This window comes from Pseudoalteromonas sp. BSi20429, from assembly GCF_000238895.1.
GTDB classification, from domain to species: Bacteria; Pseudomonadota; Gammaproteobacteria; order Enterobacterales; family Alteromonadaceae; genus Pseudoalteromonas; species Pseudoalteromonas arctica.
The window spans coordinates 1-12,892 of sequence record NZ_BADV01000094.1; the positions used below are offsets into that span (position 1 = coordinate 1).

The window sequence follows — 12,892 nt, forward strand, 5'->3', positions numbered from 1 at the left end:
CCTCGTGCTAAAGGACGCGCAGACCGCATCCTTAAGCGTACAAGCCATATCACTGTTATGGTTTCAGATAGCTAGGAGTATAAGTAATGGGACAAAAAGTTCATCCTACTGGTATTCGCCTAGGTATATCTAAACCTTGGGTTTCTACCTGGTACGCGAGTTCAAAAGATTTCTCTGCACAGCTTTTTGGCGATCACAAAGTTCGTACATTCCTTACTAAGGAATTGAAAACGGCTTCTGTGTCTAAAATCGTTATTGAGCGTCCAGCAAAATCAATCCGTGTAACAATTCATACGGCTCGTCCGGGTGTTGTTATCGGTAAAAAAGGCGAAGACGTAGAAAAATTACGTCAAGCGGTAACTAAAATCGCTGGTGTACCTGCTCAGATTAATATCTCTGAAGTACGTAAACCAGAACTAGATGCACAACTAGTAGCAGACGGCATTGCCTCTCAACTAGAACGTCGTGTTATGTTCCGTCGCGCTATGAAGCGTTCGGTACAAAATGCAATGCGCATCGGTTCTAAAGGGATTAAAGTTGAAGTTAGCGGTCGTCTTGGCGGCGCTGAAATCGCACGTTCAGAATGGTATCGTGAAGGTCGTGTACCTCTACATACTCTTCGTGCTGATATCGATTACGCAACTTCTGAAGCCTTAACCACTTATGGTATCATTGGTGTTAAAGTTTGGATCTTCAAAGGCGAAGTTATTGGTGGTTTACCACTAGTACAAGAGCAAGAGAAGCCAGCTAAACGCGCACCAAAGAAAGCCAAGAAAAGTGCTAAGTAGAGGTAGCGACTAATGTTACAGCCAAAACGTACAAAATTCCGTAAAATGCACAAAGGCCGCAACCGCGGTTTAGCGCAAAACGGTAACAAAGTAAGCTTCGGTACTTTCGGATTGAAAGCAACTGGCCGTGGCCGTATGACTGCTCGTCAAATCGAAGCAGCTCGTCGTGCTATGACGCGTCACGTGAAACGTCAAGGTAAAATCTGGATTCGTGTCTTCCCTGACAAACCGATTACAGAAAAACCTCTTGAAGTTCGTATGGGTAAAGGTAAAGGTTCTGTTGAATATTGGGTTGCTGAAATTCAGCCTGGTAAAGTACTTTACGAAATGGAAGGTGTTTCAGAAGAGCTTGCTCGTGAAGCATTCGACCTTGCTGCTCGTAAATTGCCATTCAAAACAACTTTCGTAACTCGGACGGTAATGTGATGAAAGCTAGCGAACTAAAAGACAAAAGCGTAGAAGAGCTTAATGCTGAACTTCTAGGACTACTTCGTGAGCAATTTAATATGCGCATGCAAGCTAGCACTGGTCAGTTAGCTCAGACACACACGCTAAGAACAGTACGCCGCGATATCGCGCGTGTAAAAACAGTTATTAACCAGAAGGCAGGTCAATAATGAGCGATAAAATTCGTACTCTTCAAGGCCGTGTAATCAGCGACAAGATGGAAAAATCTTTCACTATCGCTATCGCACGTTATGTGAAGCACCCAATCTATGGGAAATTCATTAAACGTACGACTAAGTTACACGTACATGACGAAAATAACACAGCAAAAGCGGGTGACGTAGTTACTATCCGTGAATGCGCACCAATTTCTAAGAATAAATCTTGGACTTTAGTAGACGTTATTTCTAGTCCAAAACAAGCTTAATTTTTTAATTAAGTTAGTTTTGTAAAAAAGCCCCGGCATTAGCTGGGGCTTTTTGTATTTAAAGCACCTGTAAACAGTAAACTAGGGTGAGCGGGTCACCTGGATTAGTCTTTTATCTAAAAATATAAAGTTATCTTGGGGAGTAGTTGAGAGTTTCATTTACCAGTTACTTTTTTGCTAGCAGAACCATCTGCTGAATCAGAAGAAGTTAGATAATAAACTTACATATCTCAGTTAATTTAATGCCAACATGGGGTCATCTAATTCGTGGTGTTACTTTTCTTTTACTATCTTTTAGTCTGAGAACTCACTTACCTTATTTTATTACAATGATACAGCTTCAAAGTATCGAAAATAGACATCCATACACAATTTTCATTATCAGCTTATCTGGTTTTTTTATGTCTAAAACCTCAATTTATCGCCTTAAATTAATATTCTGGTATGATTAGCAAATATGCGCTTTTGAATGAATTTTTGAGGTAGTAATGACGCGTAGTTTTGAATTTCATTTGACTGATGAAGTAGCCACGGTCGCAATGGGTAATTGCGTTGCTGATATTATAGAGCAAGGTGCGGTTATTTATTTACATGGTGATTTAGGCGCTGGTAAAACAACGTTTACTCGAGGTGTAGTGCAAGGCTTTGGACATACAGGCAAAGTTAAAAGCCCAACGTATACACTTGTTGAACCTTATGAACTCGAGCGCGCAAATGTTTATCATTTTGATTTATACCGCTTAGGTGACCCTGAAGAACTAGAATACATGGGAATACGCGATTATTTTTCACCAGATGCAATTTGCGTTGTTGAGTGGCCAGAAAAAGGTGGTGAATTTATTCCTGTGCCTGATTTAGATATTACTCTAAGCTATATGGGTAACGAACGTAAAATTGTTATTAATAGCGCCAGTGAGCGTGGTGTAGCAATTGTCGAAAAACTAAATAACAAATAATAATATAGTTAAGGCAGTAATTATCAAATGAGCCGAGGTGTAGTTAAACTCTTTATTTACCTTATGGTTATTACCATAAGCTTGCCGCTGTGGGCCAAAAATACAATTAATAGTGTACGCGTATGGCCGTCCCCTGATAGTACGCGTGTGGTATTTGATTTAAATGATAAGCCTGACTTTAGCTATTTCATGCTTAAAAACCCAAGCCGCTTAGTAATTGATTTAGAAAACACTAACGAGTTAAAAATACTACCAGGTGTACCACCAAAACATCAAATAGTGAGCAAGCTACGCTACTCAAAACCTAAAAATAAGCACAGTGTTCGGTTAGTATTTGAATTAAACGCACCAGTAAAGCCAGTTGTATTTGCTTTAGCGCCTACAGGCCCTTATAAAAACAGGCTCGTTGTTGATTTATACAATAAAAGCCAAGCTGCCACAGTTGTTTCTCCTGCTCAAACAGCAGCTAAAAATCGCCAGTTAAGCCAAGAACGCGATATTGTGATTGCAATTGATGCGGGTCATGGCGGCGAAGACCCAGGTTCAATTGGTCCCTCTGGCACGTACGAAAAAACAGTAACACTGCAAATTGCAAAACGTTTAGAGCGCATGATTGATGGCGAACGTGGGATGATTTCGCGCATGGTACGAAGCGGTGACTACTTTGTAAAACTTAATACGCGAACCAATCGTGCTCGTGAAAAAAAGGCCGACTTTTTTGTCTCTATTCATGCTGATGCATTTACGAGCCCGGGACCAAATGGTGCCTCTGTTTGGGTGTTGTCGTTAAGGCGTGCTAATTCAGAGATAGGTAAATGGATAGAAGATAAAGAAAAGCACTCTGAGCTTTTAGGTGGCGCTGCGGATGTAATGAAAGATGCCGCTAACGAAAAATACTTAGCGCAAGCATTACTTGATATGTCGATGGATCACTCTATGAAAACCGGCTTAAACGTAGCTGACGAAGTGGTTAAAGAGCTACGTAAAGTTGCTAAGTTGCATAAGAAAGATCCCCAACATGCGAGTCTTGCTGTACTTAAATCACCAGATATCCCATCAATTTTAGTAGAAACAGGGTTTATATCTAACCCACGAGAAGAAAAGCTGCTTAAAAGTGCTAACCATCAAGAGCGTTTGGCTAAAGCTATATTTACTTCAATTAAAAATTACTATTTAAAAAATCCACCTGATGACTCTTTATTTGCTAAATTAAAGTCGCAATATCCAACAAAGCACAAGGTACGCCCGGGTGAATCTTTAAGTATGTTGGCGAGTCGCTATGGCATTACAGTCACTGAATTAAAACAAGTTAATAAGCTTAGCTCTAATACTTTGTTTATTGGGCAAGAGCTCGATATACCACAAAGTTAGTCATTATTATTAGCGCAATGCTTGCTAGGAAATCTCATGAATATTGAAATATTACCCGCGCGTTTAGCTAACCAAATTGCCGCAGGCGAAGTGGTTGAGCGCCCAGCGTCGGTAGTAAAAGAGCTAGTCGAAAACAGTTTAGATGCTGGCGCTACACGTATTCAGATAGATATAGAGCGTGGCGGTCATAAGCTTATTCGTATACGTGATAACGGTTCAGGGATAAGTAAAGATGAGCTAACGCTCGCGCTTTCTCGTCACGCTACGAGTAAATTAAAATCTCTAGATGACCTTGAAAATATTTGTTCACTTGGTTTTAGGGGAGAAGCGCTTGCGTCAATTAGCTCTGTATCGCGTTTAACGCTGAGCTCAAAACCAAAAGATCAAGAAGCTGCTTGGCAAGCATTTGCAGAAGGTCGCGATATGGCCGTGCAAGTAAAGCCAGTAGCGCACCCTGATGGCACAACCATTGAAGTAAAAGATTTATTTTTTAACACCCCAGCTCGTCGTAAATTCTTGCGTACCGAAAAAACGGAATTTAGCCATATTGATGAGTTGATAAAGCGTATTGCGCTTAGTCGCTTTGATGTCTCTATTACACTAACTCACAACGAAAAAGTAGTAAGGCAGTATCGTGCGAAGACAGATCCCTCTCAGGCTATTACACGTGTAGCGCAAGTTGCAGGTAAGGCTTTTGCTGAGCAAGGTTTGCATATTCAATCAGGAGAGGGTGGCTTACAGCTGCATGGTTGGGTGCTACCTGTAGGTTCAGCTAATACGACTCAGTATACTTATGTTAATAATCGTATGATGCGCGATAAACTTATTCTGCATGCTATACGCCAGGCATTTGAAGAAGTAAGCGGAACACAAGAATTACCCGGTTTTGTCATTTATATTGATATAGACCCTCGGCAGGTTGATGTAAATGTTCATCCAGCTAAGCATGAAGTCCGTTTTCATCAAGGGCGCTTAATTCATGACTTTATATTACAGGCTATTAAGCAAGTGGTAGTGCCGCTGCAAGGTGAGTTTACGAATGAACCGCTTAGCTCTGAGGTGGAATCTGCGCCTGTGTTTATGGGGTCAGCGCATAGTAGTTCTAATGATATAAAAGCGGATGGAGTATTTGATTACCCTAAATCGCAATTACAGCCCTCTTACTCTGGAAGTGCTGGTAGTTCAGCATCAGGTACTAGAAGTGTTGGTGTTGGCGGTGGCGGGGCATACCGTTCTACACCAAGTACGAGCCATCATGATGTAAACGCGTTTTATCAAGGTGTGAGTGAGCAACACGCTGCGCATTTTGATAATGTAGCAAACATACCCGTAGCACAACACCAGTTAGAGTCTGCGCATAATGTTTTAAAGACAGTTTCAATCATCAGTGTTAATGAAGGTGCGTGTGTATTTAGTGTTGAGCAGCAATTGTATTGCTCACATTTCAAATATGCATTGGTATATGATTGGCATAATCAAATTAAAGAGTCCGGAAGTTTAGAAGGGAAAGCTCTTTTGCTGCCCGTAAGAGTAAACTTATCAAAAGAAGATTGCTTACTTATAGAAGCTCAGCAATCGTGGTTTACTTTACTTGGTTTTGAACTCGTAATAGAAAAACAGTTTGTAATGGTTAAAAAATTGCCAGCGTGCTTATATTTACTTGATGTAAGTACAGCGATAGGTGAGCTACTTGATGGGTGTAAAGCAGGGCTTGAAAATATAGAGAATTGGTTAGAGTGGCAGATAAAATGTGTACCTCCCCGGTTTTATTTAAGCAATGTGTTTTTAGCGCAACAAATGCGCTTACAAAATAATCCGCAAACTATTGAACGCTTACGCGAAAAAGCAGTTAAAATAGAGCTAAATCACTATTTAATGCAATTAGATTAAGGTATCAGTGTTGAGTAATTTACCAGTCATATTTTTAATGGGTCCAACTGCTGCTGGTAAAACAGCATTGGCAATCTCACTGTGCGAGCATTTAAATACAGAAATAATCAGCGTTGATTCAGCGTTAGTGTATAAAGATATGAACATTGGTACTGCAAAACCCGATGCAGAAGAACTTGCTAAAGCTCCGCATCATCTGATCGACTTACTTGACCCGAGTGAAACATATTCAGTTGCTGATTTTAGGCGCGATGCAGTACAAAAAATTGACGAATTTCATAGACAAGGTAAAGTACCTGTATTGGTTGGAGGTACAATGTTGTACTTCAAATCTTTAATTGATGGTTTATCGCCTTTGCCTGAAGCAGATACAGTAATAAGATCAGAGCTAGAAGCACAAGCTAAAGAATTTGGCTGGCCTCATTTATATAAAGAATTAGTTAAAGTTGACCCAAAAGCAGCCGAAAAAATAAGTGAGAATGACTCACAAAGAATTAATCGAGCTTTAGAGGTTTACAGGTTAACTGGTAAGACCATGACTGAGTTGCAAAAGCAAAAACAGCCGGCTTTACCCTATACTTTTCATCAATTTGCGATTGCACCGCAAGAACGTAGCGAATTACATCGCCGAATTGAAGAAAGGTTTAAAATAATGATTGATCAGGGGTTTGAAAATGAAGTTTCGACCCTATATCTACGTAAGGATTTACACCCCAATATGCCTTCTATTCGTTGTGTTGGTTATAGACAAATGTGGGATTACCTTGCGGGTGAAACAAGCCATGATGAAATGGTTTTTCGTGGCATCGCAGCAACACGTCAATTGGCAAAACGTCAGTTAACGTGGCTTCGTAGCTGGCCTGATGTTACTTGGTTAACAACGGGTGACGAAGAAAACTTGCATCGTGTAGTAAGTTCGCTAAGCTAGTAGTAGTTGAATATTGTTTTTTATCAAATAAGTTCAGCCACTTAATTATAATAACACCTAGAACGAAGGAACAATAACATGGCAAAAGGCCAATCGTTACAAGACCCATTTTTGAATGCACTACGACGTGAGCGCATTCCAGTATCAATCTTTTTGGTAAATGGCATAAAATTACAAGGCAAAATTCAGTCATTTGACCAATTTGTTATTTTACTAGAGAACACCGTAAATCAAATGGTTTATAAGCATGCAATTTCAACAGTTGTGCCTGCTCGCGCAGTTAACTTCCAAGCAGTTCAAGGGAGTGAAGACACTGAAGAACCAGAAGCTGGTAACTTTTAATTAGGAGCATAATGTTTGTTTGACCGCTATGAATCCGGCGAACAGGCAATTTTAGTTCATATCGACTTACCTAAAGAAGGAGATCGTGAAGATCTTCATGAATTAGAAATGTTGGTATCTTCTGCTGGTGTTAGTAGTTTGGCGGTTGTGCAAGGCAGCCGTCAAGCACCACATCCGAAACTATTCGTCGGTACCGGTAAAGCAGAAGAAATAGCTGAGATTGTCAAAATCCACAATGCAGATGTCGTAATTTTCAATCATCAACTCAGGCCGTCACAAGAGCGTAATTTAGAGCGTGTTTGTCAGTGTCGTGTGCTTGATAGAACGACGCTAATTCTTGATATTTTTGCCCAACGTGCACGTACCCATGAGGGTAAGCTGCAGGTTGAATTGGCACAACTTCGCCATATGTCGACTCGATTAATTCGGGGCTGGACCCATCTTGAACGCCAAAAAGGCGGGATTGGTTTACGTGGACCTGGTGAAACCCAACTTGAAACAGATAGACGATTACTTCGTGCCCGAATTCAAAATATCCGTGCGCGTTTAGCTAAAGTAGCAGTGCAACGCGAACAAGGTAGGCGAGCTCGCACTCGTAACGAAATACCTACGGTATCGTTAGTTGGCTATACCAATGCGGGTAAATCTACATTATTTAATCGAATTACGAATTCAGATGTATACGCGGCCGATCAGTTGTTTGCAACGCTTGACCCGACTCTACGTAAGCTTGAATTAGGTGATGTTGGTCCTGTTATCTTAGCTGATACAGTGGGCTTTATTCGTCATTTACCGCACGACTTAGTTGCTGCTTTTAAAGCAACGCTAACTGAAACTCGTGAAGCTGATTTACAGTTACATGTAATTGACGCAGCAGACTCTCGTCTTCAAGAAAATATTGAACAAGTACAATCGGTGCTTAAAGAAATTGAAGCCGATGAAGTACCACAGCTATTAATTTATAATAAAATTGATGCGCTGGATAACGTAAGCCCACGTATTGATCGAGATGACGAAGGCCAACCTATAAGAGTATGGCTTAGCGCTCAGACTGGTGAAGGGTGTGAATTACTTAGTGAGGCTATTAGTGAACTGCTTGCTAAGAAGATGTTTAACGAAACATTATTTCTTACGCCATTGTATGGTCGCCTAAGGGCTGCATTGTTTAGTTTAAATGCAGTACATGAAGAACGCTTTGATGAGCAAGGTAATTGGCTGTTAGATGTTAGAATGCCAATGGTTGAGTGGAATCGTTTAATTAAAGAATTTGGTCCTGAAATTGCTGGTTTTATCAACCGTAATTAAAAATTGACGTTTTAATGTCGGTTTTTGTATGAGAAACGCGGTAGATTTGTTAGATTTAACACAATTTCCTAATTTATTTAGATAACAATGGAGTATAGCTATGGCCTGGAATGAACCGGGTAATAATGGCAATGACAAAGATCCGTGGAATAATAAAGGCGGACGTGATCAAGGCCCACCTGATTTAGACGAGGTGTTCCGCAAGTTTAGTAACAAGTTCAGCGGCTTATTTGGCGGGAAAAAATCCGGCAATGGTAGCGGCGGTGGACTTGGCGGAGCCGGTATTTCATTCATACTTATTATCGCCGTTATTGTATGGGCGTTAAGTGGTATTTATACGGTTAAAGAAGCCGAGCGTGGTGTGGTTCTACAATTTGGTAAATACGACCGAATTGCTGATCCTGGTTTGCGTTGGAAAATGACTTTCATCGAAACGGTAATCCCAGTAGATATTGAAGCAGTTCGTTCATTATCGGCTTCTGGTTTTATGCTTACTGAAGACGAAAACGTAGTGAGCGTTGAGTTTCAGGTGCAATACCGTGTTATTGACCCATACCTTTATGAATTTAGCGTAACTAACGCTGATAGTAGCTTAGAAGAAGCGCTAGACAGTGCACTGCGTTATGTTGTGGGCCATGCAAAAATGGACCAAGTATTAACTAATGGCCGTGAGGTTGTTCGTCAAAATACATGGGATGAGCTTAATAAGATTATCGAACCATATAACTTAGGTTTAATTGTTACTGACGTGAACTTTAAAGACTCTCGTCCACCAACTGAAGTTAAAGATGCATTTGATGATGCAATTGCTGCACAAGAAGATGAAGAACGTTTCATTCGTGAAGCAGAAGCATATGCTCGTGAAATTGAACCGCGTGCTCGTGGTCAAGTAACGCGTATGACTCAAGAAGCGGAAGGTTATCAAGAGCGCATTACATTGGAAGCACAAGGTGAGGTAGCTCGCTTTGAAAAGCTTTTACCTGAATATCAAGCAGCTAAAGAAGTTACTCGTGAGCGCTTATACATTGATGCAATGGAAGAAGTGTTAGGGAGTAGTTCTAAAATATTGGTTGATGTTAAAGGCGGTAATAACATGCTTTATTTACCTCTTGATAAAATCATGGACAAGCAAGGAACCGCAACACGAGTTGCACTTCCAAGTTCAAGTGATATTCAAGACTTACGTAATAAAGTTAATACGTCGCGCAATAGCTCTGTTAATAGTGGCAATGACCGCTTTAACAACGACCGCTTCAATGATGGGAGATAATCATAATGAAAAACTTTAGTTTAGTAATACTATTAGCTGCCATTGTTATGTCTTTCTCATCGGTATTTGTTGTACCTGAAGGGCAAAAAGCAATTGTAATGTTATTCAGTAAAGTACAAAAAGATAGCGACGATAAAGCGATTGTATATGGCCCAGGCCTACAATTTAAAGTACCATTTTTTAGCCAAGTACGTCGTATTGATGCACGTATTCAAACGCTAGATGGTGCGCCTGATCGCTTTGTTACTAGCGAGAAAAAAGACTTAATTGTTGATTCGTTTGTAAAATGGCGCGTTAATGACTTTAGTGCTTTTTACTTACGTGCTCGTGGCGATAAGCAATATGCTGAAACGCTACTTAAGCAAAAAGTAAACAATGGTCTTCGTACAAACTTTGGTACACGTACAATTCGCGAAATTGTATCGGGTGAGCGTAGCGAGTTGATGGAAGAAGCGTTAGTACAAGCTTCTGAAAGTGCACGTGAGCTAGGTATTGAAGTACTAGACGTACGTGTTAAGCAAATCAACCTACCACAAGAAGTGAGCAGCTCTATTTACCAACGTATGCGCGCTGAGCGTACTGCGGTTGCAAAAGAGCACCGTTCTGAAGGTCAGGAAAAAGCAGAGACTATTCGTGCGGGAGTTGACCGTCGAGTAACTGTAATGCTTGCCGATGCAGAGCGTAATGCACGTTCTGTACGTGGTCAAGGCGATGCTGATGCTGCAGGCATTTATGCTAATGCGTATAACAAAGACCCTGAGTTCTTTAGTTTTGTACGTTCGCTTGAGGCTTACAAAAAGACTTTTAAAGATAAGCAAGATATTATGGTGCTTTCACCAGATAGCGACTTCTTCCAATATATGAAAGGCGCTAAAGCTCAATAGACTTTACGTTAATTATTTAAAAGTTAAAAAGCCTCGCATTTGCGGGGCTTTTTGTTAAATACAAACTAGTGCGTTAAATCACTGTTATTTATGTGGTTATTGGTCAATATTTGGATATAACAATTGCCCGCAGAAAAAATAAGCTGAACAGGGGTGATCTTTACTTTAGTTTTCTGGTAAAATCTCGTCCTAATTTTCTCTAAGTGAATTTACGATGGGTAAAAACGTTGTTGTATTAGGCACCCAATGGGGTGACGAAGGAAAGGGTAAGGTAGTTGATCTCCTTACAGACAAAGCATCTTTAGTAGTTCGTTATCAAGGTGGCCACAATGCGGGTCATACTTTAGTTATCGAAGGTGAAAAGACGGTTCTACACCTTATTCCATCGGGTGTATTACGTGACAATGTTAAATGTGTGATTGGTAATGGTGTAGTTTTATCACCAGAAGCGCTAATGAGAGAAATTGGCATGCTTGAAGAGCGCGGCGTACCAGTACGCGAGCGTCTTTTAATAAGTGAAGCATGTCCGCTAATCTTGCCTTTCCATGTTGCATTAGATGTAGCCCGCGAAACAGCTCGTGGCGATAAGCCTATTGGTACAACTGGCCGTGGAATCGGTCCTGCGTACGAAGATAAAGTAGCACGTCGTGGTTTACGCGTAGGCGATTTATTTAATCCTGAAGTATTTGCAGCTAAATTAAAAGAAGTGCTTGAGTACCACAACTTCACTTTAGTTAACTACTACAAAGTAGATGCTGTAGATTTCCAAAAAACGTTTGATGATGCAATGGCTGTTGCTGATATCTTAAAAGCAATGGTTGTAGATGTAACTGAGCTTTTAGATCAAACGCGTTTAGCAGGCGAAAACATTTTATTTGAAGGTGCACAAGGTACGTTACTTGATATAGATCATGGTACTTACCCTTATGTAACATCTTCAAACACTACCGCTGGTGGCGTTGCGACTGGTGCAGGTTTTGGTCCATTAAACCTTGATTACGTTTTAGGTATTATTAAAGCGTACACGACGCGTGTTGGTTCAGGTCCTTTCCCTACAGAGCTTTACGACGGTCTTGAGAAACAAGATCCAGTTGGTAAGCACTTAGGTGATAAAGGCCATGAGTTTGGCGCTACAACAGGTCGACTTCGTCGTACTGGTTGGTTAGATGCAGTGGCTATGCGCCGTGCGGTTCAAATCAACAGTATTTCAGGTTTTTGTTTAACTAAGCTTGATGTTTTAGATGGCTTAGAAACGCTTAAAATCTGTATTGGTTACAAGCTTGAAGATGGCACAGTTACTAACGTAACACCATTAGCAGCTGAAGGTTACGATAAAGTAACGCCAGTATACGAAGAAATGCCAGGTTGGTCAGAAAACACTGTTGGTGTAACGAGTCTTGACGGTTTACCAAAAGCTGCGATTGACTACATCAAGCGTATTGAAGAAATTACGGGTGTTCCAATTGATATTATTTCTACAGGTCCAGACCGCGTAGAAACTATGGTACTTCGCAACCCGTTTGCGTAATTACCATTAGATTAAAAAAAGCTGCCTAGTGCAGCTTTTTTTGTATCTAAAATTCACCTTGGAACGATCTTTGTATATATTTTAATAAGTTTATTTTTATAAGTGGTGAGCATGCGTTTATTTTACCGTAATTGCGTATTAAGGCTTTCATTAATCCCGCTGTCTTTATTTATAGCAACCAACAGCTTAGCTACAGAAAGCCCTGCTGCTGTACCGCTGTATACAGAATCTGAGCTAATTGCGTTAATAAATAAAAATACGCATTTAGCGCGGGTAAAGGCAGATGATTGCCAGTTAGTGCAAGATATAGAAGCACGAGCCAATAAAATGGCATTGCCGTCTTATCAATTTTTATACGGCGATATGCTGGCTTATAACGTGTGCGTGGATCGTAATGTAGAGTTAGGTGTGTATTACATGCGAAAAGCGGCTGAACAAGGCTTAGCGGCAGCGCTAGAGCAGTTAGGGCGTTACTACGACACCGGGCGTTTAGTTCAACAAGATAAAGCAATGGCAATTACGTATTTGCGTGAAGCGTCGTCGCAAGGCAATTTAAAAGCACAACTACGTTTGGTTAAATTATTTAATGATGGCTATGGCAGCCCGCGTGATTTTGAAGATGCATACCGTTGGCTATTTAATTCTATGGTCGCAGATAAAGCGACTCATAAAAAAATTGAGCGAGCGCTGACTAAGTTAGCGCAAAAAATGCCAGATAGTGTGGTTGCGCGAGCTCGCCTTCCTATTTAATGGCTC

General features: G+C 40.7%; 15 protein-coding genes. All 15 read left to right on the top strand.

Annotation, left to right across the window (positions count from 1 at the left end):
* A partial coding sequence (locus P20429_RS20620; protein WP_370494330.1) for an uL22 family ribosomal protein occupies positions 1 to 75 on the top strand: 75 nt, incomplete at its 5' end.
* Positions 76 to 86: 11 nt separating this feature from the next.
* Complete coding sequence (rpsC, locus tag P20429_RS02545; protein WP_002957891.1) at positions 87 to 788, top strand: 30S ribosomal protein S3; 702 nt, start codon at positions 87 to 89, stop codon at positions 786 to 788.
* A gap of 12 nt (positions 789 to 800) precedes the next feature.
* Positions 801 to 1,214: a 50S ribosomal protein L16 gene (gene rplP, locus P20429_RS02540; protein ID WP_002957890.1), complete on the top strand. Its 414-nt coding sequence runs from the start codon at positions 801 to 803 to the stop codon at positions 1,212 to 1,214.
* Positions 1,214 to 1,405 (top strand): 50S ribosomal protein L29, encoded by a 192-nt coding sequence (gene rpmC / locus P20429_RS02535; RefSeq protein WP_002957889.1) that lies wholly within the window; start codon positions 1,214 to 1,216, stop codon positions 1,403 to 1,405. Before rplP ends, rpmC begins: the two co-directional genes overlap by 1 nt.
* Positions 1,405 to 1,662: a 30S ribosomal protein S17 gene (gene rpsQ / locus P20429_RS02530; protein WP_002957888.1), complete on the top strand. Its 258-nt coding sequence runs from the start codon at positions 1,405 to 1,407 to the stop codon at positions 1,660 to 1,662. Before rpmC ends, rpsQ begins: the two co-directional genes overlap by 1 nt.
* 488 nt (positions 1,663 to 2,150) lie before the next feature.
* Positions 2,151 to 2,618, top strand: coding sequence for a tRNA (adenosine(37)-N6)-threonylcarbamoyltransferase complex ATPase subunit type 1 TsaE (gene tsaE, locus P20429_RS02525; protein ID WP_007586392.1), 468 nt, complete (start codon positions 2,151 to 2,153; stop codon positions 2,616 to 2,618).
* Positions 2,619 to 2,645: 27 nt separating this feature from the next.
* Positions 2,646 to 3,989 carry an N-acetylmuramoyl-L-alanine amidase gene (locus P20429_RS02520; protein WP_007586394.1) on the top strand — a complete coding sequence of 448 codons (1,344 nt, stop codon included), beginning with the start codon at positions 2,646 to 2,648 and terminating at the stop codon, positions 3,987 to 3,989.
* Positions 3,990 to 4,025: 36 nt separating this feature from the next.
* Positions 4,026 to 5,879 (top strand): DNA mismatch repair endonuclease MutL, encoded by a 1,854-nt coding sequence (gene mutL / locus P20429_RS02515; protein ID WP_007586396.1) that lies wholly within the window; start codon positions 4,026 to 4,028, stop codon positions 5,877 to 5,879.
* A 10-nt stretch (positions 5,880 to 5,889) separates the two neighbouring features.
* Entirely contained in the window at positions 5,890 to 6,807 is a 918-nt protein-coding gene (gene miaA, locus P20429_RS02510) for a tRNA (adenosine(37)-N6)-dimethylallyltransferase MiaA (protein ID WP_007586400.1), read from the top strand.
* A gap of 78 nt (positions 6,808 to 6,885) precedes the next feature.
* Positions 6,886 to 7,149 (top strand): RNA chaperone Hfq, encoded by a 264-nt coding sequence (gene hfq, locus P20429_RS02505; protein ID WP_007586402.1) that lies wholly within the window; start codon positions 6,886 to 6,888, stop codon positions 7,147 to 7,149.
* Between the two features lie 15 nt (positions 7,150 to 7,164).
* A complete protein-coding gene (hflX, locus tag P20429_RS02500; protein WP_007586404.1) occupies positions 7,165 to 8,454 on the top strand; it encodes a ribosome rescue GTPase HflX in 1,290 nt (429 codons plus the stop codon).
* A gap of 100 nt (positions 8,455 to 8,554) precedes the next feature.
* Positions 8,555 to 9,724 (top strand): FtsH protease activity modulator HflK, encoded by a 1,170-nt coding sequence (hflK, locus tag P20429_RS02495; RefSeq protein WP_007586406.1) that lies wholly within the window; start codon positions 8,555 to 8,557, stop codon positions 9,722 to 9,724.
* Positions 9,725 to 9,729: 5 nt separating this feature from the next.
* Entirely contained in the window at positions 9,730 to 10,608 is an 879-nt protein-coding gene (gene hflC, locus P20429_RS02490; protein ID WP_007586408.1) for a protease modulator HflC, read from the top strand.
* A gap of 214 nt (positions 10,609 to 10,822) precedes the next feature.
* Positions 10,823 to 12,136, top strand: coding sequence for an adenylosuccinate synthase (locus tag P20429_RS02485; RefSeq protein ID WP_007586409.1), 1,314 nt, complete (start codon positions 10,823 to 10,825; stop codon positions 12,134 to 12,136).
* A gap of 111 nt (positions 12,137 to 12,247) precedes the next feature.
* Entirely contained in the window at positions 12,248 to 12,886 is a 639-nt protein-coding gene (locus P20429_RS02480; protein WP_007586412.1) for a tetratricopeptide repeat protein, read from the top strand.
* Positions 12,887 to 12,892: the final 6 nt, after the last annotated feature.